The following is a 25,471-nucleotide window of genomic DNA, read 5'->3' as shown; positions in this document are numbered from 1 at the left end:
TAAAAAGTCTAATTCTTCTTGTTTTTTCCAATCGGTCAACATTGAAGAAGTTTGAGCGTAGCCTACTCTTTCTTGCTTTTCGTACCATGCTTGTGTTCGTTCGTGGAGAGCTTTGTTGTAAACTAATCTTACACAGCCCAATGTGCGCCGCAATAGCGACTCTTGTGTTGGTGTGGGGTAAAATCGAAACGAGTAGGCTTTTTCCATGTCTCACATTTTAGCATATATTTCGTAAATGTGCTAATATTTAACAGTAAAGCCGTCGTAGAACGACGGGGTTTCAGACCCAAAATTTTCGATGAAATTTACCAGTAGTCAAAGCGAACTCAACAGCAATTTATCCCTAGTTAGTCGGGCCGTTGCCAGTCGTCCTACCCATCCGGTGTTGGGAAATGTTCTCTTTTGTGCCGATGAGGAAAAGGGCGAAATTAGCCTGACTGCTTTTGATTTGAGTTTAGGGATTCGCACCAGTTTTCGGGCCGAGGTGGTGGAAGGGGGCAAAATTACCCTGCCGGCAAAATTGCTTAACGATATTGTCTCTCGTTTGGGAGAGGGGGAAATCACCATCTCTGTGGAAGAAAACGAGAATGATGAGGAGCATAGTCTCGCTTTCCTGAAAACTGCCTCGGCACAGTTCCAAATTCGCGGCATGAAAGCCGATGAGTTCCCAGAATTGCCCACGGTGGCCGATGGGGAAATTGTTAATTTACCTGTAGTTGCCTTGACAGAGGGACTAAAAGGTGCATTGTTTGCCGCTAGTGGCGATGAAACTAAACAGGTGTTGACGGGGGTGCATTTAACTAAAACCGTCGATTGTCTAGAATTTGCCGCTACAGACGGTCATCGTTTAGCGGTGGTACAAACTCCCCTAGAGGAGGTGGAAAGTGCCTCTGGTGGCTTTAATGTCACCATTCCGGCCCGGGCCCTGCGAGAATTGGAAAGAATGATGTCAACAAAACAAAATATCGAGACTATTACTCTGCATGTGGATGATTCTCAAGTCATCTTTGAAATGGGGGAACAGAGGTTAACCAGTCGTAAGTTAGAAGGGGCCTATCCCACTTATAATCAGTTAATTCCTAAATCCTTCGAGCGCTCTTTGGTTTTAGACCGCAAACAATTAATCCGTTGTTTGGAATTAGTGGCGGTTTTATCGGACCAAAAGAATAATTTAGTCAAGTTTAGCCTCGATAGCGAAAATGACCGTTTATCCCTAGCGGTGGAATCTCCCGATTTAGGTAGTGCCAAAGAGTCCATGGCGGCGGAAATTCAGGGAGAAAGTGGCGATATTGCCTTTAATGTTAAATATTTGATGGACGGTTTGAAGGCTTTACCTAATAATGATATCCAAATGCAGTTAAATGCTAGTACCCAACCGGTTATTTTTACCCCCTTGGGAGGTTTAAAGATGACCTATTTGGTGATGCCGGTACAAATTCGTCAGTAAGCTGTCCGCGCATTTAAATTGCTTGTTGAGACGAGGCAAGAGATAAGACCCCCCCGGCCCCTAGGGCTGATTCATTCTCCGAATCTAATTCTTTTTTTGCTACCTTTAATCGCTTATGAGGTAAGCAAAGCACGACGTTTTTAAAAATTTTCAGCTATGTATTTCGAGAAATCGACTAAAAACGTTGCCAGATAAGGACTTGAGAGAATGACATTTGAGAGAATGAAACGACCCTAGGGCAGGGTAGGGTTGATTCATGAATCAACCTACAAAGCACGACGTTTTGACAAATTTTCAGCTATGTAGGGCTTGCTGAATAAATCTAACAACCTTGTTGGATAAGGTTGTTAGATTTTTTTTCCCTCAAAAAGTGCCGACCATTGGAGTGATTGGGGGGAAAATCCCTGGACTTTTTCCCTGAAAATTAGGTAATTGACCACCTGAAAATGGGTAAAACCCCACACCCCACACCCTACCACGAAAAACTTTTTGCCGCAAACCCTATGTATTTCCGAGAAATCGACTAAAAACGTTGCCAGATAAGGAGTTGAGAGAATGACATAAGAGAGAATGAATCAGCCCTACATCTGGGGGGTGACTAGCGATTTCTAGCTTAACCTGCGTTCGGGATAACGCTATAGAAGAGACTGTTAGAAAACCTTGGCCAATTCTAGATTCTCAACTCCTTGATTAATAGGCGATCGCTAACAAGAAGTCCTCCCTACCGATGGACTGGGTTTTACCTCAATCTGCTTAAACCGAACTCAGTTTAATTTAGGCTTTTCTGCCGAAAACAAAAGATAATCATCAAACGCCATAAACCAACCCCGATTTCTTGACCAAGCTTCAAGTCCTGGGTTATCTTTCTGGAGATCGATAACTAAATCATGCTTACTAATTCCTTGGCTAATCTGGGCAAAATAATGAACCATTGCCGGCCAAACATATTCACTAATAGATAAAGCTTGGATATTAACAAATCCATGCTTTTTGAGTTTTTCTACATAAGTATGTCGGTCGTATTGATTAGCAAAGGGAATACACATTTTCTTACTATTAACCCGCAGCCAGAAGTTAATTTCTCGACCCACTCTAGGCAAACAATCCGCTATAGCCAACCTTCCACCGGGCTGCAAAACTCGAAAAGCTTCCGCGAAAAAATCCTCACGAGTGTCAAAATGAAAAGCACATTCTAAAGCGGTCAACTTATCAAAAGAATTCTCAGGAAAAGGTATTTGAGTAGCCGAGCCGACTTGAAGTTTTATCCTGTCCGATAAACCTGCTTTAGCTACTCTTTCTTGAGCAATTTCTACTTGTAACTCGGTTGTATTTAGACCGATAATTGAGCCAACATTGTTTTCTCTTACCCAGAGTAAATCCTGTTCAGCAAAACCGAAACCCACATCCAAAAGGTGATCTCCGGCTTTAAGTTCGGCTACTTCGGCTAATTTACGCGCTAAAGCGGCACAAGCTTCGTTATAAGTTGTTTCTTCTTGCCAATAACCAAAATTAAGCCATTGGGGAAAATTAGGATCATGAAGATGAGGATCGCGTTTCGCTATATTAGTATACAGTTCAGAAACTTGAAACTGATCTTGCAAAAACGCCATTTCTCGAGCTGGATTAAGGATAAATTGTTTGATGGTTGCCCAGCGATTACGCCATTCATCTTTGAGGGGAATTTTGCCGATGTTTTCCAAATTATTATCCTCCTAAGGATTTTGCAGAAATATTGCCATTTTTAATTAACCGAATCCCTGAGATTCTCTAGATGCTTTAAAAAAGATTCCACACCTCCGGATTAATCATATAAGGAGGCTTCTCTCCCTGAAGCACTTGTAATATTTGATTCGCCGCCGAAACAGCAGCCGCTAGACTCGCTTCAGGGGTTACTCCGGCTAAATGAGGTGAGAGAATGACATTCTCAAAATTATATAAAGGATTATCTAAAGCCGGCGGTTCTGGTTCAAAGACATCGAGGGCGCATCCAGCTATCAATTTTTGATTAAGGGCGATCCCTAAATCCTTTTCACAAACGACTTTTCCCCGGGAGGTATTAATTAAAAAAGCTGTTGGTTTCATCTTTTTAAAAACTGAGATATTAAACATTTCCCGCGTTTCACTTGTTAGTTCAGTATGCAAAGAAACAAAGTCCGATTCAGCCAGAAGAACATCTAAATCTTTGACCAAAGTTGCTCCTACTGTCTCCGCTTTGCTGGCTGGAACATAGGGATCATAAGCTAATACTCTCATCCCCAGTGCTAGGTTACATTTGTGAGCCACCAGAGTACCAATTCTTCCTAAACCTACAATACCAAGGGTCTTGTTTTCGAGTTGAATCGGTTGCATCTGATTGCGAATTAAATAGTTACCCTTTTTCACACAATGATCTAAAAAAGGGAGCTTTTTGGCAAGGGCTAAAATCATAGATAAGGTGTGTTCTGCTACAGCTGTAGTTGACATTCCGGGATTATTAACAACGATAACCCCCTGTTCTGTTGCTGCCATAATATCAATAGAATCTGTGCCAAATCCAGAGGTACTAATTACTTTTAATTGTTTTGCTAATCGGATTGATGAAGCCTCTAACTTATTAGGATAACGCACAAATACGCCAGATACTTCTTGAATGGCCTCATTAATTTTATCCAGTGTAGGGTTGGACAAAATCTCTATATTAGTAGATTCTTCAAGAAGTTTTTGCCCCGCTTCATCATACATTTTTCCGATTAAAAGAACCCTGTGTTTTTGAATATCCATAGTCAGAGTTTTTGGTGAAGTAGTAGTCATCGTAATTTTTCCTAAATTGAGTTTTAGCAATGAAACAGTTACAGAGATTTTGAGGCTCGATAATCATCTATGGAAACAAGTCGCCAACTAGAATCCTCTAAAAGTTCTAAGACCCATTGATGATACTTAAATAAACTTTCTCGATGACCTACGCTAATAAAAGTTGTCTGTGCTTTTTGTAACTGGTGATATAAGGTTTGTTCGTTGTTCAAATCTAAAGCACTTGTGGCTTCATCTAAGATTACATAGCGGGGATGGGTTACTAACAATCGGGCAAAAGCAAGGCGTTGTTGTTCTCCTAAAGATAATATATTTTCCCAGGGAACTTCCGCATCAAAGCCATGAACTTTTGTGGCTATATTTTGAAGATTAACTTGTTGTAAAACGGATTCAAGTTCTCCATCGGTCATTTCACGGGTTGTTTTAGGATAAAGTAACTGTTCTCTTAGAGTTCCTAAAATAATATAAGGACGTTGAGGTAAAAAGAGAAATTCTTCTAAGGGAGGTCGTTTTAAACAACCAGTTCCTGCATTCCATAAGCCAGCAATAGCTCTTAATAGAGAACTTTTACCTCGTCCACTCGGTCCGACAATTAATAAACCTTCGCCTGGTTCGATAGATAGGGATAAATGTTGAACAATTACCTTTTCATAATCCGGTGTTTGTAAAGTAACATCCTCAAACTCGATCTCATTTTGTTCAAGGGTTTTAATGGTACTAGCATCCTTGGGTTGTCGGTCCATTTCTTCTAAGGCAGACGAAAATTCAGATAGACGCTCAACATAACTGGAAAATCTGCCCAAAGAACCAAATTCAAGGATTAACTCAGAAAAACCATTAGCAAACATACTGCAAGCAATGATAGCCTGATTAACTTGTCCGAAATCAATTTCCCCCCGAATATAGGCTGGAGCAAAGACGACAAAGGGAAATATTTGAATAACTGAGCGATAACTTCGACTAAAAATGTCTTGATTTCTCTCCCAATCAATCTTACTGAGAGAATTTCTGACGAGATTATTAAATCGACGTTGAATGATTTTCAACTCTTGATTTTCGCCTTGAAAAAAGGCAATAGATTCAGCATGATTCCGAACATGAGTTAAAGTGTAGGTGTAATTAGCTTTGGATTCCAATTCTTCTTGACTAATCTTATCTAATTCTCGACTTAAAGAAACAGCAATTAGGTTGCCGATAATTGTATAAGCCACTAGAATCAAGGCGGCTAGTCGGGAAATTGAGAAAAGAATTACTAAAAAAGTAGTCATTTCTAAGACTTTTTCTAATAAAATAGCTCCAAAATTAACAGCATTTCTAGCAATGGGTTCTATTTCTTGGGCTATCCTTTGATCCGGATTATCCACATCGGATCTAAAATTAATTTTGTAATAAGCGCGATGGCTCAAATATTGGGTAACAACCTGCTGATTTAGCCATTCATACCAATCCAGAATAATTCTTTTTTTAACAAATTTAGAAAATGCAGTAAACAGGGTAATTAAAAGTAATCCTAAGCCATAAAGTAATAAACTTGTCATAAACTTAGAGGCATTTTTATCTTGAATAATGACATCAACCAAATAGCGATTAACGAAGCTATTAACTGCATTAGAGGCCACCAGTCCAACAATTACTAAAACAAGGAGAAACAGCATTCCCCATGAACTTATTACCTCTGAAAATGTCCTTCCTTTAGGATCGGTTGGATACCAGTAAGGAGCGGCAATCAATTTCAAATTATCAAAAAATTGATGAGAACTTTTAACGGTTTCTTGTTGAAAAAATGGAGTTTGCATAGTTTGAATATAGGGTAACTTTTAGGAAATGCCTTGAATTTTTTTTAACTTCAAGCTTTCTAACTTCAAGGCTTAGGATTATTTAATCTCCTAAAAAAGCCTCCAAATCAGTAAGTTCTTGTAAGATTAAATCCTCACTAATCTCCTGCTGGACTTCAGTGAAGTTAATCATCTTCTCGGCTGTTTTTTGAACTTTTTCACCGAAAATACGGTCAAACAGATAATCAACTAAGCGTCTAATATTAGGAAAGTCAAAGATTAAAGAAGTTGGTAAGAGAACTTCTAATCCTTTCTCTAAACGATTTTTCAATTCAATAGAGGATAAGGAATCAATCCCCATTTCTATCAATCCTTGTTCTGAATCTGGCATAGATTTAATCCCTAAAATAATTCTGACTTGTTTGCTAACATATTCTAACAAATATTCCCGACGTTCTCCTAAAGGAATATCCTCTAAAAGATGCAGTACAGAGTCTGATTCTTGAACAGACTTAATGGGAATTTCTGAGAGTCCTAAATTTTTTAGGAGTGGTTTCTCGCCTTTAAATTGATAGATATTTTTGAAACGAACCCAATCCACATCAGCGATTAAAACTTGTGTTTGATTAGAAGCCATAATAGCATCCATCACCCTCAAGGCCATATCGGGAGCAATTTCCCTGATCCCAATCTGTTTGAGCCAGTCCTCATAGTCTTGAGACACTATACCATTACCCGCCAATAATGCCCAATTTAAAGCCGTTGCAGGAAGCCCTTGAAGATGACGGAAATGAGCCAAAGCATCCAGCCAATGACTAACAGTATCATATAAGCCTTGTTCCTTTGCCCCCCAAATTGCACCCGCCGAAGAAAACAGCACAAAATAGTCTAATTGAGTACCCAAAGATAGTTGATGTAAATTCCAAGAACCCTTAACTTTTGCCTGAAAAACTGCTTCGAGATCCTGCAAAGTACAGTCTTTTAATTGAGCTTGTCGGCCTGAGATTCCAGCAAGATGGAAAATGCCACGCAAGGGATAAGCGGTTTTTTCAATCTGGGTAAATATGGCCTGCATAGCCTCAAAATTGCCAACGTCTGCCGAAATAACTTCGATTGATGCTCCTTTTGCCTCTAATTTTCTGATTTTTTCTGATATTTGGGCTAATTCGGTTGCTGAATCCCACAGGAAGCGAGCCGGTAATGAGCGGCGTGTCGTTAAAATGAGATGTTTTGCTCCTAAATTGACTAAATGTTCCGCCAATTCTAAGCCTAGATGTCCTATTCCTCCCGTAATTAGGTAGGTAGCCTCAGGTTGAATCTTAACGGTTTTTGTCTCTAGAGACTTGAGAGGAAGCAGACGAGCAATATAGCCTTGACCTTTGCGGAAGACCAAATGATCCTCATCGTGAGCATGAGTTAATCCTAATAGTAATGCGGTAATATTTTGATTAATATCAACGTCGGGATCAAGATCCAGCATACCTCCCCATAATTGCGGATTTTCTAGGGCAATAACACGCCCCATTGCCCAAAGAGGAGACTGAAACCCTAAAGAAGGCTGTTCTAATTCAAAGGGTTGGGCGCCCTGAGTGACAAGGAATAATTGAGGGGGATTAGGGATTGTTTGAATAGCTTTGAGAAGATTTAAAAGATAGTTACAGCGATTCAATAAAATGGATTCTGGTTGCTCTTTGCCATCACTATTCAAAAGATAAATAATCCGATCTGGAGATGGATTGGACGCAAACCATTCCTCTAATTGTTGTAGTTGATTAGCATTCAAACAAGACTCAGAAGATGATATTTGTGTATTTTTCTCCCCTTGATAAATTATCCGACAGGAATCACACTTTTTCAGTAGTTGCTCTTGAATCCCTAAGACAAAAGTATTTTGCTGGGGTTCAATATCAGTAAAAATTAGCCAGTTTTTAGCGGTGTTAGGGGAGATTTCTAAACTTTGAGCCAGAATAATACTTTGCTGAAATAAAGCAGTACCTATTTTTTGATCAGGAGAAACAAATTCTACCTGAGAAAACCCCGATTTAAGCAGAATAGATTCCCAAGTCGATGCTGTAATTATAGGATGATTTGGGCGCAAATGATAATCGCTAAAACGCCACCAACCTTGAGTCACACCAAAGATTAAATCAATCCAGGGAGATTGCTGAGTTAATTCTAACAGTAATAAATGACCGCCTGGACGTAGTAAACTTTGAATATGAGGCAAGGTTTCCTCTTGTAAATTGGCGGTAGAGTGTAAGACATTAGCCGCGATAATCAAGTCATAAGAATAACAGCAAAACCCTTGTAATTTCGGCTCTTTTTCAATATCGAGTACTTTGTATTCTAGTCCAGAAAATTCAGCCAAATTATCTCTAGCTTTCTCTAGAAAGAAGGGGGAAACATCAGTGAATGTGTAGGTAATTTGACGAGACTTACAAGCTTTAAGAACCTGTTGGGTTGTAGCTCCAGTTCCCGCGCCAATTTCGAGAATGCGGATGGAAGCTGAGGGGGCATAACTTGAGAGGAGAAGTTCAACGGTTTTAGAGATACCCAGATTGAGAATTTTTGCCGAAGATGTATTTTTATAAAACTCGCTGGCTCCTCCTTGTCCATCTTGAGAAAATAGGATAGATAAAGGAGATATTTTTCCCGTAATAATGGCTGCTAAATTTGTGGCAACTTGTCGAAATAGATTGAGTTCTATTTGAGCATTAGGATAATGATTGATTAAATCCTCTACCGCTAAATCAGGATTAGACTGTTCGGGTTCTTTAACAATTTTCCATAGGGTATTTTGCTTTTCTAAAATGCCGACTTTCGCTAATATTTCTAGAAGATGATTCCAGAAAGATTTATATTCTTGTTTAAGTTCAGCTTGAATAAAACTTTGATCAGGATCAAGAAAGGTATTCATTTGAAAGAGTTCTAAATCTTTCAGAGCTTTAACAACAAAGTCAGCTGCCAGTTTTTCCATTTCGGAAAAAGCGCGAGAAACTCCCATCAATTCTGAGGAGTGTAATTGGGGTTCTAAGTAAACCTCTAAATCAGTTTTAAGGGGGGTCAAATTTTGTAGCTTACCGTTGGCTAAATCCCAGGGAAGCCAAGCTACTTGATAAAGTAATTTGGCAAAATTAAAGTCCTCTTTTTCCTGATAATAGAGTTTAATCAACTGTTGAACAATGGCGGATATTGTTGGTTTTTCATCTTCAGAATAATGACCTGTTTCTAAGAGGGTTTGCATCAAAGTATTTTTGTCCTTTTCAGATAACATTTTGACTAGATTAGATTCCTGTGGAACAGTTGCAGATGGGGTTTTTAAAGGAATCCAGTGTTGACGTTTTTGAAAGGGATAAGTAGGTAAAGCACATCGTCTAGGATGATAGTCTTGATCAAAACTAAACCAGTCTATCTTTGCACCGCGAACATAAAGTTTGCCCAGACTTTCTAATAAAACTTGCCAATCAGAAAATCCTGAGCGTAAACTGGGTAGAGTTAGAGGTTCAGATGAAGATAGGGATGATTGAACAATTCCTGAGAGAATAGGTTGAGGTCCAATTTCAATAAAGGTATCACATCCGAGAGATTGTAGGAATAAAGCCCCTGGATGAAATTGTACCGTATTTAGTAAATGTTGAAGCCAATACTGAGGAGTCATAATGCTGTCATCAGCAATTTCTCCTGTTAGGTTAGAGACCAGAGAAATTTGAGGTTGACTGAAAGAAATCTCTTGAAGAATCGTTTTAAATTCTGCAACCATTGGCTCTACTAAAGGGGAGTGAAAAGCATGGGAAACTTTGAGTTGACGAACTTTCACCCCGGCATTAGTGAAATGGTTACAGAGTTCTTGAATTACGCTTTTTTCTCCAGAAATAACGGTATGTTGTTCCGCGTTAATGGCAGCAATAGCGATTTTTATGCCTTGGCTTTGGCACTGCTCAATAACTGAGTTCTTATCGAGAAAAATAGCGGCCATTTCCCCTTGATTTTGGGGTAATTGCCCCATCAAGTTGCCTCGATGGGTGACCAGTTTTAAGCCACTTTCAAGATCAAAAACGCCAGCAAAACAAGCAGCAGAATATTCTCCTAAACTATGCCCTAAAATGGCGGCTGGTTGAATTCCCCAAGAATGCCATAATTGAGCGAGAGCAACTTCAATCAGAAATAGTGCCGGTTGGGTATAAGCGGTTTGGTTTAAGGGGTCATCTGTATCAGCAAATACGACGTTTAGCAGGGATTTACTCGTTAGTTTTTGATAGTAGTTTTCCCCTGCGTCTAAAGTTTTTCTAAAGGTGGGTTGAGTCTGATAGAGTTGATGAGCCATCCCTGCATATTGAGACCCTTGTCCTGTAAATAAAAAGGCAATTTTAGGCGGTCTTTTTTCATCAGCTATACCATGAATAGTTGACTGATAATCTAGTTGCTTGAACTGACGTAATTGTTCAATAAAATCACTGTTTTTATAGCCAGTTAAGGCTAAACGATTTGAGAAATGAACTCGGCCTGTATTTGCCGTAAATACTACATCAGACATATCCTTTTCAGGTTGACTTTCTAAAAAGTCTATGTAGCGACTTACTAACTCTTTCAAAGCCGGTTCGGTTCGAGCGGAAAGGGTGAGCAAATGATAGGGACGTTTGCTCTGATTGTCTTGAGGAATAATGGGAGGAGCTTCTTCTAGAATAACATGAGCATTAACCCCGCCAATACCTAAAGAGTTTACCCCTGCCCGTCGGGGTAATTTTTCGTCCTTGTCTTGCTTAGTAGTCCAAGAAATAGCTTCATTATTAATATAAAAAGGAGTCTGAGAAAAATTAATTTGAGGGTTAGGATTTTGGAAATGTAATGTAGGCGGAATAACTCTATATTTGAGGGCTAAAGTCGCTTTAATTAAACCGGCAATACCGGAAGCAATCTGCATATGTCCGATATTGGTTTTTACTGAACCTAAAGCACATTCTCCCTCATTTGCACCCTGATAAACTTTAGCTAAAGCATCAACTTCAATGGGATCTCCAAGGGGGGTTCCTGTGCCATGAGCTTCCACAAAACTAATTGTATTAGCATCAACACCGGCAAAGGCTAGGGCTTCCGTAGCGGCAGCAATTTGACCCTCTCCACCAGGCGCAGTAAATCCTAATTTTTGGCCACCATCATTATTAATAGCAGAGCCTTTAATAACTGCATAAATATGGTCATGATCGGCTAAAGCATCTGACAATCTTTTGAGCAGAATTACTCCTACTCCACTGCCAAAAATAGTCCCTTTTGCTTCCGCATCAAAGGCGCGACAATGACCATCAGGAGACATGATCAGTCCTTCTTGATATAAGTAACCAATTTTTTGAGGAGAATTAATTGAAGCAGCTCCAGCTAGAGCCATGTCACTTTCTCCACTAATTAGACTCTGACAAGCGAGATGAACTACAACTAATCCAGTAGAGCAAGCAGTTTGAACATTAACGCTTGGGCCGTGTAAGTTTAGTTTATAAGAAATTCGCGTTGTTAAATAGTCTTTGTCATTAGCTACCATTGTTTGAAACCCTCCCGTTGAATCTAGTGTGAAGGGTTGTAACTCGTCATTACTATCTAATTGACCCCGATTAGGATAACAATTATTGATCAAATAGGTGTTCATACTTGCGCCAGCAAATATACCAATTGATCCTTGATAATTACTGGGATTATAACCGGCGTTTTCTAAACATTCCCAACTACATTCAAGAAGTAAACGTTGCTGAGGGTCTAGTAATTCTGCCTCTCTATCTGTATAGCCAAAAAATTCGCTGTCAAAGTATTCAACTTGCTCGAGAATTGGTCTAGCTCTAACATAATTAGGCTGATTCGAGAGTTCTGGAGACACTCCCGATTCTTGTAATTCTTCTTCCGAAAAGAAAGAGATAGTTTCGATTCCATTTTTTAAATTTTCCCAGAAGGTTGTTAAATTTTTAGCTCCCGGGAATTGCCCCGCCATACCAATAATTGCAATGTCATGGGTTTCATTATGGCGACGGGTCCGATTTTCGGCACGTTGACGGCTTTTTTGTGCTATAACTTGAGTGGTATTTGATTCTTCGCTTAAGCAACGGGCTAGGGTGGCAACGGTAGGATTTTTAAACATTTCAGCAAGGGATAGCTGACGGTTAAAAAGTTTTTCAAGTTCATTTTGAACTCGGATTAAGTGTATAGAATGTCCCCCTAGTTCAAAGAAGTTATCCTCTAAACCAACTGAGGTTAACTGTAAAACTTCACTCCAAACTGCTGCTATTTGACGTTCATTTTCTGATTGAGGTAAGGTTTGATTTTTCTGACGCTCTTTTGCTAAATATTGATCTATTTCTTGGATACGGCTGCTAAATAATCCCTGTTCAAAATCCTTTTTTAATTTGGATTTTTGAACTTTGCCAATAGAGGTTTTAGGAACTAAATTTCTTTCTAAGGGAATGACATAAGCTGGAGCAATTCCGAATTTTTGGGTCAAATGACTGCGAATTTTTCTAACAACTTTTATCCAGTGTTCAAATTGATCAGATTCTGGGCTAAAAGTAATAATTAATAAGTCAGTTTCTCGACTTTGATCAAAGACGGCAAAGGCGGCTGTATAAGATACTTTAACCCCTTCTAATTCTTCGATTGTTGTTTCAAGTTCATGGGCAAAGTAATTAACACCATTAATTATAATTTCTTGTTTTTCTCGCCCAGTAATAAAGAGTTCGCCCTTAAATAAATACCCCAAATCTCCCGTAGTAAACCACCCTTCTTGAAAAACTTCCTGGTTGAGTTCAGTATTATTGTAATATCCTTTAGTAACAGAATTACCTTGAATTTGAAGCTTTCCAATTTCTCTTTCAGGTAAAGGATTATTTTCCTGATCGACTATCCGGATAGTTGCTCCAGGAATCGGCTTTCCTAGAGAGACAAAACTATTTTCTTCGGTGAGTTCATTTTTACTTAAACCGGCTGACCAAGTAATCCCAGAACAGGATTCAGTCATGCCAAAAGCTGGTTTAATCGCTCTCTCCCGTAGTTGATGTTTTTCAAGAATTTCTAAGAATAGGCGAATCGTTTTTACTGAAACTTGCTCGCCAGCATTCACTAAAAATTTCATTGAGGAGAGGTTATAAGAGGCGTGCTTAAGTTCTTCTGCCTGTTGATTAATTAAGGAAAATGCAAAGTTAGGGGACCAAGAAATGCTTACTTGATGCTTTTGAATGAGTTCTAACCATTGGAGGGGTTGGCGTAGGACTAATTCCATCGGAACATGAATTTGATGACAAGCCAAATCTACCGCCATAATTCCTAAAAATACGATAGCTCCTACATGATCTAAGGGCATCCAATTAAGGGTAACTTCTTGTTGGGTAAAGTGGTTCATTGCCACTGTACCAGCAGTCATGGACAGAATATTATGATGAGTTAATATTACTCCCTTGGGCATACCTGTACTACCCGAAGTAAAGAGTAATAAGGCTGGAACTTGTGGATCAAGAATCGGCAATTGATGGACTTTAGAGGGGGCTTTTCTGAGTTCATTAACTGAGATAACTTGCCACCCTTCTAGATGAGAGGAAGTTCCTAATTTTTCAATTTCAGTAATTAGTTCACTATCGGATAATATCAAAGGATTGTCTAAAATTTTCCAAACATTCTCTAGTTTTTTGACGGCAGAATTTTCCAGATCATAGCTAGGAGCAACGGTCAAAGGAACTGGAATAATTCCCCCTAAAAAACAAGCCCAGAGTGCGGGAATAAAGTCTTGATTTTTGGCAATTTGTAGAATGACTTTATGCCCTAATTTTATTCCTTTTTGTTCCAGTCCATTTAAAATAACCAGAGCATCTTGATATAAGTCTTGATAACTCTGAAAATATTCAGTTGCGTCATTTTTGATATAAGTAATTCCATGATTATTATGTTTAGTGGCAGTTTCTAAGACTTCTGACAGAGTCCGCCAATTATCTTCCAATTGTCCTCCAAAACTGATTGAATGCTTAGACACTTTTTTTACACCTCTTGATCAAAAATAGAACCAATCTCGAAAACCCTATGAATCAGTATATCGCTACGCGCAAGTTAAAAGTCAGAAGTGGCCAATTCAAGTTTGAATTGTACCTCCTAGGGCTGCGATGGTCAAGGGCTTTTTGGGGTTGAAGGTTGATGGCAGTCGGTCCCTCGGTCTACCTGAGCTTGTTTGATGATTAACTGAGAAAAGTTTTGAGCGATGGTACTTAAAGGATCGATCGCTTTAATGGAGTCAATTCCTTTGAGTTTGAGAGATTTTGTTAAGAGATGAAATTCGGTACACCCAGAAATATAGGAGCGAGTGTTATATTTCTCTAATAATGCTTCTATATCCCTAAGAATACTTAACGGATCGTGTCCTCTTTTTAGCACTTTATAGATCATTTCATGAATCAACTTTTGATCGCTTTCTGAGAGAGAAATAATCAGATCTGCGGTGGTGCAGCCTTCCTGAAATAATTTTTTCTGGTAAGTCCCTGTACTAGCAAGTAAAAGGGTAGGTTCATTATATTCTTGGAGTTCTTGATCCGCTATTTTAATTAAGGAAAGAAGTTTATCCTTCAGATTTTCGGAGATCTGGGGTAGAGCATAATGAGCCGTACAACAGCCAATGACTATGCAATCAGCCAGTTTATTGAGATGTTCCAGATTGACTTGGATAAAATCAATAAATTCTCTTTCTTTTCCACTATCAATAGAACCTGTGCGATCGGGTGCAGAGGGAAAAGAAAAAACGATGACATTAGGGGATTCTTGTTCCTGATCAATAAAAGGATTATATTCATAAATCGACTTAAGAAATTCGGCGGTAACCACTGGTCCCATACCCCCTAAAACGCCAAGAATCGGTAGTTTTGTCTTCATTAAAATCTCCTGCTCGTATAATTGCTGTTGACTAAAAATTAAAATCTTCTGTGAACAGATCCTGCCCCTCTTGAATAAGATTTTCTGAGGAAGCTAAGGATAAGTTGATCAAAGGTTCATGGGCAAATTTTAAAACTTGCTCTAGCCAGTTTTTGAACAAATCTATGAGCAATAAAATTCGCTCATGGATAAATATATCTGTGTTGTAGATTAGCTTGAGATAAAGTTCTTCTTCCTCAACAAAGATAAATTCTAAATCAAATTTAGCGGTCATCATTTTGGGGTCAATGGAGTTAACTGTAATTCCGTTCAATGCCAGATCTATATTTTGATTATTTTGCAGGACAATTGCCACATCAAAGAGAGCATTCCGGCTAGGATCTCGTTGTAAATTCAAATCAGATACTATCTGATCAAAGGGATAGTCTTGATTATCATAAGCCTCTAAAGTGGTGGTTTTTACTTTGCTAAGGACATCCGTAAAACTGTCGTGATCTGCTATCTGATCCCGCAGGACGAGAGTGTTAACATAAAATCCGATTTGATCTTCTAAATCAGGATGATTTCTGCCGGCGATAGCAGAGCCGATTGTAATTTCATTTTGCTCAGTATAACGGAATAGAAAACTCTTAACCAAACTAACTAAACCCATAAATAAACTGGCTTCTTGTGCTTTAATTAACTTCTCAAAAGTATCGATCAATTCGGGTTCAGGTTGCCATGTAATTGTATTTCCTTGAAAACTTTTAACAGGTGGGCGCGGATAATCAACAGGTAAGTTAAGACGCACAGGGACAGGAGTTAATTTAGCTAACCAGTAATCCCGTTGATCTTGAAGTTTCGAGGTTTCTAATTGACTTTCTTGCCAAGAAGTATAGTCTTTATAATGAATTCTGAGAGGGGGCATTAATTGGGAATTTTCTTGTCCATAGGCGTGATAATGGCTGAGGAAATCTTTAATTAAAACCCCGGCTGACCAACCATCAGAAATGATATGGTGCATATTAAACAAGACGATGTAATTCTCTTGGCTTAGTTTAAGTAAGTTAACTTTAAGTAACGGTCCGACTTCTAAATCAAAAGTCGTTTTGGCATTATGGCTGATCGCTTCTTCGATCAAGTTTTCTTGTTCTGTGCTAACATAAGCTGTCAGGTCTATTTGTTTAATGACAAAGTTCATTTGATTATGGACAACTTGACGGGGTTGATTATTGATTAAAGTAAAGGTGGTTCGCAAAATTTCATGGCGTTGAATTAACTGTTGAAAGGCATTTTCAAAAGCATCAATATTGAGATTGCCCTTGAATTGATAAGCACTGGGCATTCCGTAAGCATTATGATTTTGAGCTAGAAATTCTAAAGCCCAAAGACGACGCTGACCATGAGACATCGGATAGGATTTTTGGGGGGGAATTGCCGAAATGGGTTCTTGATAATTGTATTGAGTCTGGGAGATTAAAGTCGCCAATCCAGCAATGGTTGGAACTTTAAAGAAGTCAGCCAATTTTACGGATACATTTAGTTCTTTATGAACCCGGGTTACAACCCTTGATAAGAGTAGAGAATGACCGCCAATTTCAAAGAAGTTATCAAAAATACCGATAGGATGTTTAGAGAGAATTTTTTCCCAGATACTAACGAGATTGGATTCTAAATAATTCCGGGGTGCAACATAATTAGAATTCACCAGAGATTTACCAGTTTCTCTGAGTTCTCTCAGGGAGTGCAGGTCAAGTTTCCCATGTCGAGTTAAGGGGAATTGCTTTAAAAAAATAAAGTAACTCGGAATCATATAAACTGGTAAAAATTTGGCAAGTAATTCTCGAATCTCAGCAATTTCTAGAGTTTTGTCTGTTTGACAGTAAGCAGATAATTGAGTTTGATTATTAACTTGAACGGGTAAAACAATCGCTCTTTCAATGGGAGCATAACGAGTCAATTGATATTCAATTTCTCCGGGGTCAATTCGATAACCATTGACCTTAACTTGATTATCTTTTCGTCCCATAAACTCAATGATACCCGGAGCAGTTTGCTTGCCTAAATCGCCGGTTCTAAAGAGAGTTTGTGTCTCATCAAGAAAGCTAGGTTTAAATTTTTCTTGAGTCATTTCGGGTTGGTTATGATAACCCGATGCTAGGGCGGCACCTTCTACACAAATTTCGCCGATTACATGGAGGGGAACGGGATTATTAAATTCATCAAGAACCCCTAAGCGATTGTTATGGAAAACTTGACCGAGGGGGATTTCGCTGTCTAAGTTTTCCTTGATTTCATACTGGGATACTCCTACACAAGTTTCTGTAGATCCGTAAACATTGCTAATAATTTCTGCTGGAAAACGTTTCCGCAAAGCTAAGGCAGTTTCCCGATCTAATTTTTCCCCTCCTACCGAGATATATTTTAAGCTGGAAATGGTTTCTCCTGGTTCAAGTAGCCCCAAGATTTCTCGATAGATAGAGGGGGTGGTGTGTAGGGCATTAATTTGATTTTCCTGTAGGAAAGAAACCAAATGTCCTATATATTTTATTTCGTACATATATAGGGATGCACCTATGGTTAAGGGGAGAAAAATATTACGAATAGATGGATCATGAGTAACAGCAGCTGTGAAAATATAGCGCCATTCAGGATGTTTATCTAAATCAAAGGTAAGTCGTAAGCTTTGAATAACATTCAAAATTGAGATGTGACGGCCCATGACTCCTTTAGGATTACCAGTTGAACCTGAAGTGTAAAAAATATAGGCGGTTTGGCTATAATTGCGAAATATTTTAGGCTCATCTTTGTCATATTTTTCAACAATAGGATCAATTTTATCTAAGCAAATTTTTTCCATTTTTTCAGGTAACTTAGAGATAAAATTACTCTCCGTTAGGCAAACATGACAGCCACTATCTTTTAAAATAAACTCAATGCGACTGTTAGGATATTGAGAGTCTATAGGAACGTAAGTCGCTCCAGTTTTAAAGGTAGCCAGAATCCCGATGATTAAGTTGTGATTACGCTGGAGCATGACCCCAATCACTTTTCCTACACCTAGCTGATATTCCTGCTGTAAATAATGAGTAAGACGATTGACTTTTTCATTTAATTCTTGATAGCTAAGGCTAATTTTTCCCGCAATTAAGGCGGGAGCATTAGGGGTTAATTTAACTTGAGCTACAAAGTCATCAATGATGGTGGCTTTTTCTGGGAGTTTGCGAGTTTTTCCCGTTAATTGTCTGAGTAACTTCTCTTGTTGGACTGGGGTTAATAAAGGTAACTGATAAAGGAGATGATTAGCATCGTCAATGATTCCCCTCAGCAAAATTTCAAAGCTTTCAAGAAATTGTTTAATTGTCTCTTTTTTAAATAGTTCTGTATTGTAATTGCAGTAAATAATGAGGTTATCATTAAGTTCAATTAAGTTAAATCCTAGATCAAAAGGGGTGTAACTAATTGGTGACGGTGGCAAGGATACTTTTAAGTCTTTAAACTCAGGCAGAGTTAAACTAGGATCCATGTTAAAAGATACAGAAATGAGAGGAGAACGAGAAAAATCTCTAGGTAATTGTAAAGCTGCTAATAAATCCTCTAAAGTATAACTCTGATGGCGAAAAGCGTCGATCAGGGTTTGTTTAGTATGTTGTAAATGTTCAATAAAAGAGGTGGTAGCATCGACTTGTATCCGCAGGGGTAAAAATTGAGAACAAAAGCCTACTAAGTTGTCACTGCCTTCTATTTGTCGCCCAGAAATAGGAATACCAATGACTAAATCCTTATGACCAGAAATTCGACGCAAAAAAGCAGTATAAGCGGCGAACATCGTCATAAATAATGTAGCTTTATTTTTGCGTCCTACTTTCTGCAAATTTTGCCCAACTTCCGAGGGAATGACTTGACTTTCTTGTCCGCCAGTGTAGGTTTTAACGGCGGGACGGGGAAAATCGGTGGGAAGCTCAAAGGTTGGGAGATCTTCCTGATAGGTTTTCAACCAAAAATCCCGATGCTCTAACATTTGTGGACTTTGCGTCTCTTGCGCTCGCAAAGTTAAATATTGCCGAAACTGCATCGGTGGTGTGAGAACCTCTTTAGTTGTGTTATTTTGGGATGAATAAAGTTGACCAATTTCCTGCAAAATTAATCCTAGTGACCAACCATCTGCCACAATATGATGAGTTTTTAAAGACAGCAGATAATGGTCAGGTTTTAAGCGCATTAAAATCACAGCAAATAAGGGAGCAATCGACAAGTCAAAGGGTTTTTGGGAAAACTGAGATCTTAACGCTAAGGCCGTCGCTTCGGGATTATCTTCATCCTTCAAATCAATGAAGTTTAATTTAATTTTAACTTGATTGACAACTTCCTGTAATTCTCCTTGTTCTATAATTTGGGTTCGCAAAGCTTCATGGCGATTAATAACTTGATTAATCGTTTTTTCTAAAATGTAAACATCTAAAGAACCTCGTAATTCTAGAGATGTTGTGACGTTATAGGATGCTGAAGCATTACGGTCTAATTCAGCTAATAACCAAAGCTGACGTTGAGCTTCACTGGTGGGAAAGGATTGATTTAAAGATGGTAAATGTCCCCTACCATCTTCATCTTCAGAAAGCGGCTTTTTTTCTTCTTTCTTGACTTGGGGGCGTTTAGCATCAGCAAAAAAACCGGCTTGCTGCAATTGCGTAATCGCTTCTTTGACGGCTACTATAACTTTGTCTATATCTTCATTAGTATGGCAGGTGGAGAGAAAACAAACTCGTTTTTCCCATGTGTAGATTCCTTTAAGATTTAATAGGTAATAAAAGAGGGGTAATTCGATGGGTTGTAAAAAGATACTATAAGCTCCAAAGGGTTCAAAGCGGAATAAAGACCCAAAATTAACAACCCGAATCGGAATGCCTATTTCTTGAAAGAATTGATTGACTTGGGTGGCTAATCGATGAGTTAATTGATTCACTTTTTCTTGAATCGTTGGGCTGTTTTCCCGAAGATGTAACAGCACAGCACGACAAGCAGCAAGGGCTAAAGGATGACGACAAAAAGTTCCCCCAAAAGCGGTTAACTCGGTTTGCGGATGAGAGTCATCTCCGTATTGCCAGAAACCGCCGTCAACGGTATCTAAGAAATCTGCTTTACCGCAGATCATACTAATTGGTAAACCTCCTCCAATGGCCTTACCATAAATGACTATATCAGCTTCAACATTGAACCATTCTTGCGCTCCTCCCGGAGCAATCCGAAAGCCGGTAATAATTTCATCAAAAATGAGTGTGATTCCTTTTTTATGGGTTATTTGTCGTAGTTTTTGCAGAAATTCTTGAGGCTGTAAATCGGGTTTGCGACTTTGAACTGGTTCGACTAATACGGCGGCTAAATCATCAGCATGAGTAGCAATAATATCGAGGCTTTCTTCAACTCCATAACTCAAGACTATTACGTCTTCAACCATTCCTAAAGGGGTGCCTAGACTTAAGGGTTGAGCAGTGGTTTTATCTTCTCCTACTCGTGCTAAGATGCCGTCAAAAGTTCCATGATAGGAGCCGGCAAACATAACGATTTTTTGACGTTTTGTCCGGGAGCGAGCAATGCGAACAGCCGCCATAATCGCCTCGGTTCCCGTATTACTAAAAGCGACTCTTTCGACTCGGCCCATTTCACTAATTAAAGCGGCGGTTTCGGCGGCCAGATTTGACTGCATTCCTAAGCCTATTCCTCGATTCATTTGTTCTTGAACTGCTTCAATGACAAAATCAGGACTATGCCCAAAAAAGTTAACCCCAAACCCCATAGCTAAGTCAATGTAATTATTGCCATCAATGTCCTTAAAATAAGCCCCTTGAGCGGATTCTGAAACAATCGGATATTGAAATTCTTTTAAGGCCATGCGGAAGTCAATGGTCGGTTTAACATCTACCATTGTCTTACGGCTATTTTGTGAATAGGCTTTTGATTTGGCGGTTTTCTGGTTATAAATACTCTGTAAATTTTGAATAAAGGCTTGTTGTTGTTCGGTTAAGGATTTGTTCTCAGTGAGCTTTAAGGCTAAGGGGTTTAAATTGGGAGAACTAGGTTTCTCAGGAGATTTGGGCTTCTCTTGAGAAACCGGCGGGTAAGTTTCTATTTTAGAGCTTTGGGCAGGAATGATTTGAGTCTGATTCGTTAATATTTCGGGGGCTATACTGGGGGAGACGGTGGCAGTTTGAAGAACTTCTAATTGCTTGATAATGGTTTTCTCATGGAGGTCTTTTAGGTCTTTTAAAGATTGTAATTGAGCCATCATTAAGGCTTCTTTACCGGAGCTTTCACCGGAGACAGTAAGCTTAGTCCTTGCAGGAATTGAGAGGGGTTCATCTGGCACACAAGCAAGAATTAATTCTTGGCCATTGTTAATGGGAATATTGTTTTGTTTAGAGAAACTATTCGCCGTAGCAAACCCACAACTTTTTAAAACGGAACACCAATTTTCACCCCTTAATAAGGGAGTGTCTGAGCGTAATTCTTGATCCTGAAAGCGCCACCATCCGGGGGTTAATCCAAAGGTTAAATTCAGCCATGAGTTATTTTCTACGGTTTCGAGGAGAACTAAGTAACCGCCGGGGCGCAGAAGTTCCCGAATATGGGTTAGAGTTTCTGTAATATTTCGGGTCGCATGAAGGACGTTAGCGGCGACAACAATATGATAATTATGGGCAGGTATCCCCTGAGAAATGGGGGACTTTTCAATGTCTAGTTGATGAAAGTTTAGGTTATATTTTTTCTGAAATTTTTGCCTAGCTTGATGCAGTAAGAAGGGAGAAACTTCGCTAAAAGAATAAGTGACATGATCGAGGTTTAAGTGGTGAAGAATTGCTTCTGAAGTGGCACCAGTTCCTCCTCCTATTTCGAGAATTTGATAGGGGCGATCACTATTAGAAAAGTTCGTTAAAATCTGGTTAATAGCTTGGGCAACTCGTTGATTCATCAATCGAGATACGGGAGAATTGCCATAAATACTTTCTGCATGAGCAACGGAACCTTCTGGGAAAATTAATGTCAAGGGGTCCATATTTCCCTTGAGAACTTCTGCTAAATTTTCGCCGCAGCGTTGCAACATTTCTAATTCAGGTTTTGCAGATGGACAAGTTTTTTCTAGCTTTTGTAGGGCTTGGGGCAAGGAAAAAGACTCAGGCAAGTTTTTGACAGTCCAAATATTCCCTTGATTGTGAAGAATATTAGCTTGCTCTAAATCCTGCAAATAACGATTGAGCAAAATGTGATATTTGGGGGCAACAGGTAAGGTTTGTCTTAGGGTTTCTATTGTCCATTGTTCCCCTTGATTAAGTTTTTTCCCTAAGGACTCTAAAGCCTTGATGATATAGGCTGTAGCGATGGGTTGCAATTGATCAATGACTTGCAGATAATTGCTTAATTCTGTCTCGTCATCGATAACTTTAGCTGTTATTTCTGAAGCATTTTCTAAGGGTTTTTCTTTGACAAATTGGCAGAGGTATTCGGCGATATCAACAAGAGTTTGTAAATCGGTAAAGAGTTGATCTATTTTCACTTTGACTTGAAATTTTTCTTCAATTTTGCGAGAAAAGTCAGTCAAGATAATTGAGTCTGCTCCTAAGTTTAGTAATGTCTCATCCTCCGGCAGTTCGTTCTCATCTTCTTTCAGAAGTAAAGCCAAAATTGATTTTAATTGATTACGGATTTCCTGTTGATGTTTTTGCATATTGAAAACTGTGGTTTCGGTATCGGTAAGGTTAGAGGTTTGTGCGTCTAGGAATATTTTGTCAATGCTCTGATTTTCTGTTCGAGGATTAGGCTGAAATTGGAAAGGTTTCCTTTGAAAGGGATAGTTCGGCAATCTGACTTTTTTATAGCCATAATTTCGATTGAATTGTTCTGGATTGAAAGGTGCGCCATTTAGGTAGAGTTGTCCCAAGGCTGAAAGAATTGTCTGCCAGTTATCTAAGCCACGATTGAGGGAACTTAACCAGATGAACTCATCTTTATAACGACGACCTTGTTCTGCTAGTATTGGTCTTGGTCCCACTTCTAAAAATAGGTTATATCCCTTGTTGAAAGCGGTTATTAAACTCGACAAAAATCTTACTGGTTCTCGGCATTGTTTGCTCCAGTAAGTGGCATCTGGTGCATTTTCTAAAACCTCTCCATCAAGTCCTGAAAGTAAGAGAATTTGGGGGCGTTGATAAGAAATTTGACGAGCCTCTTTTTCAAATTCTTTTAAAATTGGCTCCATTAAAGGGGAATGAAAAGCCTGAGTAACGGGGAGATATTGAGCGGGAATTTTTTGCTTTTTGCAGGTGCTAATAACTTCCTCAAGGCTGGCACTTTCTCCAGCAATAACAATCTGTTGAGGGTGATTAATGGCAGCTATTGAAACTGTTTGAGTATAATTTTTAATTAGGGAAATTACTGTCTCTTCATCAGCAAAAATTGAAGCCATTTTCCCAGAGGTCGTGGTTTGCATTAATTGCCCCCGTTTGACAACTAAGGCGAGTCCAGCTTCTAAGCTAAATACTCCTGCGATACAAGCTGCTACATATTCTCCCACACTATGGCCAATCAGTAAACTGGGGGTAATTCCCCAAGATTTCCATAGCATTGTTAGGGAATATTCTAGGGCGAATATAGCCGGTTGAGCGTAAGCAGTTTGATTGAGTAAATCGGTCTGTTCACCAAATAATATTTCAGTTAAAGGATGGTCTAAATACTTCGCTAATATTTCGGCACATTGATCAATATATTGACGAAATGTCGGCTGAGTTTGATAGAGTTGATGTCCCATGCCAGGATAACAAGCCCCTTGCCCTGTAAAAAGAAAAACAATTTTAGGGGATTTTTCCGATGTAAAACGTTGATAAAAAGTCAAATCATCAAGCGGGTTTTCTTCAGCAAAAGCGGTTAATCTTTGTTGTAATTCTGGACAAGTATCGCCAACAATGGCTAAACGTTCAGGTAAATCTATCCTTCCGACAGCTGCACTATAACAAATATCTCCAATTTCAGGATGAGATTCTAGGAGGGTATGGAAGCGTGTGGCTAATTCTTTTAAAGCGGTTTTGTTGTGGGCTGAAAGGGTTAAGAGATGACTGGGAATTTGTTGTTGAATTTCTGAGATTTTGCTGACGGGTGCCTGTTGAACAATGACATGGGCATTTGTGCCTGAAAAACCAAAAGAACTTACCCCAGCTATAGGGACTTTATTGTTATTCGGCCAAGGTATATTTTGAGTAGGAATTTTAATAGGATGATCTTCCCAATTAATCAGAGGATTAGGGCTTTGGAAGTGAAGATGGGAGGGGATTTCACCCTGTTGAAGAATCAGAATTGTTTTGATTATTCCAGCCATGCCAGCTGCGGCTTCAAGATGACCGATATTGGTTTTGACTGAGGCGACATAAAGGGGGTCGGAGCGCTTTCCATAAACTGAGGCAATGGCATTCAATTCGATGGGATCTCCTAAAGAAGTGCCTGTGCCATGAGCTTCTATGTAGCTGACATCTTCAGGGACTATTCTGGCATCAGCTAGAGCTTGACGGAGCAATTCTTGCTGGGCGGGTCCACTGGGTACGGTTAAACCGGCAGCAGCCCCATTATGATTCACCGCCGAACCTCGCAACAGGGCAAGAATGTGATCCCCGTTTTTCTGGGCTTCTGATAAAGTTTTTAAGATTAAAACCCCACAGCCTTCCCCTCGCACATATCCGTTAGCAGAGGCATCGAAGGTTTTGCAACGCCCATCGGGGGACATCATTCCCGACTGAGAAAGACTAATCGTAATTGCGGGTTCTAAAATGAGGTTTACCCCACCCACTAAAGCGAGTTCACATTCACGATTTCTCAGGCTACGAATCCCCTGATGGACGGCTACTAATGAGGATGCACAGGCTGCATCAATCGAGAGACAAGGACCGTGAAGATTGAGAAAATAAGATAGCCTTCCGGCGGCTGCGCTTAGAGCATTGCCGGTGCCAAAAAAAGAGTCAATTTGATCATAGTTTGTGCCGTAAACCTTCAGAGCATGATCAATGCTAGTAATCCCCACAAATACCCCTACCTTATTATCGGCTAAATTTTTCAGAGGTAAATTGGCATTTTCTAACGCTTCCCAAGCAACTTCTAAGAGTAACCTTTGTTGAGGATCCATGGAGGATGCTTCTCTTGCTGAGATCGAAAAGAAACGGGCATCAAATTCTGTGATATTCTCTTGAAGAAATCCACCATAAGCGGTGTTCATTTTTCCTAAAGTTGGTTCTTGAGAATACAGTTTTGAGATATCCCAACGGCTTTTAGGAACTTCTACTATAGCATCAAGCCCGGCTTGACAAAAACTCCAATATTTTTCTGGGGAATTAATACCTCCAGGAAAACGACAAGCCATCCCAACCACCGCAATAGCTTCACTTTGTCTCGTCTCTAATTCATTGATACGAGCTTGCATTACCTCCATTTTGCTTAAGGTCGTTGCCATTAATTTTTTGTAATCTATACTCTCAACCATGCCCTATTCTCTATAATTTCTAAGTTTATAAGCCGTTAAACATAAATTAGGATGCTGTGCTATCAGTAAATATAAACC

8 protein-coding genes are annotated in these 25,471 nt (G+C 39.3%); 1 reads left to right on the top strand and 7 read right to left on the bottom strand.

All coding sequences use genetic code 11. The annotated features are described in order from the left end of the window. Positions 1-207 (bottom strand): helix-turn-helix domain-containing protein (locus tag O9290_RS12050; RefSeq protein WP_288087098.1); only part of this gene is annotated, 207 nt, incomplete at its 3' end. A 91-nt stretch (positions 208-298) separates the two neighbouring features. Between O9290_RS12050 and dnaN the strand changes: the two genes are divergently transcribed. Then, the gene (dnaN, locus tag O9290_RS12045; protein ID WP_002761694.1) at positions 299-1,447 is read left to right on the top strand and encodes a DNA polymerase III subunit beta; all 1,149 of its coding nucleotides are present in this window, start codon (positions 299-301) and stop codon (positions 1,445-1,447) included. A gap of 764 nt (positions 1,448-2,211) precedes the next feature. On the opposite strand, the gene O9290_RS12040 is transcribed toward dnaN, so the two are convergent. From O9290_RS12040 to O9290_RS12015, 6 genes are all read right to left on the bottom strand, one after another. Next, positions 2,212-3,147 (bottom strand): class I SAM-dependent methyltransferase, encoded by a 936-nt coding sequence (locus O9290_RS12040; RefSeq protein WP_288056015.1) that lies wholly within the window; start codon positions 3,145-3,147, stop codon positions 2,212-2,214. Between the two features lie 76 nt (positions 3,148-3,223). Continuing rightward, positions 3,224-4,207, bottom strand: coding sequence for a hydroxyacid dehydrogenase (locus O9290_RS12035; protein WP_288031938.1), 984 nt, complete (start codon positions 4,205-4,207; stop codon positions 3,224-3,226). 68 nt (positions 4,208-4,275) lie between these two features. Further along, a complete protein-coding gene (locus O9290_RS12030; protein WP_287692352.1) occupies positions 4,276-6,033 on the bottom strand; it encodes an ABC transporter ATP-binding protein/permease in 1,758 nt (585 codons plus the stop codon). 82 nt (positions 6,034-6,115) lie between these two features. Then, positions 6,116-14,011: a type I polyketide synthase gene (locus O9290_RS12025; RefSeq protein ID WP_288056013.1), complete on the bottom strand. Its 7,896-nt coding sequence runs from the start codon at positions 14,009-14,011 to the stop codon at positions 6,116-6,118. 131 nt (positions 14,012-14,142) lie between these two features. Next, positions 14,143-14,898 carry an aspartate/glutamate racemase family protein gene (locus tag O9290_RS12020; RefSeq protein WP_288056011.1) on the bottom strand — a complete coding sequence of 252 codons (756 nt, stop codon included), beginning with the start codon at positions 14,896-14,898 and terminating at the stop codon, positions 14,143-14,145. Between the two features lie 31 nt (positions 14,899-14,929). Continuing rightward, positions 14,930-25,393: a non-ribosomal peptide synthetase/type I polyketide synthase gene (locus O9290_RS12015; protein WP_288087096.1), complete on the bottom strand. Its 10,464-nt coding sequence runs from the start codon at positions 25,391-25,393 to the stop codon at positions 14,930-14,932. Positions 25,394-25,471 lie beyond the last annotated feature (78 nt).

This window comes from Microcystis sp. LE19-41.2A, from assembly GCF_027530405.1.
Taxonomy (GTDB): domain Bacteria; phylum Cyanobacteriota; class Cyanobacteriia; order Cyanobacteriales; family Microcystaceae; genus Microcystis; species Microcystis aeruginosa.
This window is presented reverse-complemented; position numbering and strand designations above follow the sequence as displayed.

Coding starts and splice junctions, on each gene's coding strand:
- dnaN (WP_002761694.1), top strand. CDS start 299: ATGAAATTTACCAGTAGTCAAAGCGAACTCAACAGCAATTTATCCCTA.
- O9290_RS12035 (WP_288031938.1), bottom strand. CDS start 4,207: ATGGATATTCAAAAACACAGGGTTCTTTTAATCGGAAAAATGTATGAT.
- O9290_RS12030 (WP_287692352.1), bottom strand. CDS start 6,033: ATGCAAACTCCATTTTTTCAACAAGAAACCGTTAAAAGTTCTCATCAA.
- O9290_RS12020 (WP_288056011.1), bottom strand. CDS start 14,898: ATGAAGACAAAACTACCGATTCTTGGCGTTTTAGGGGGTATGGGACCA.
- O9290_RS12015 (WP_288087096.1), bottom strand. CDS start 25,393: ATGGTTGAGAGTATAGATTACAAAAAATTAATGGCAACGACCTTAAGC.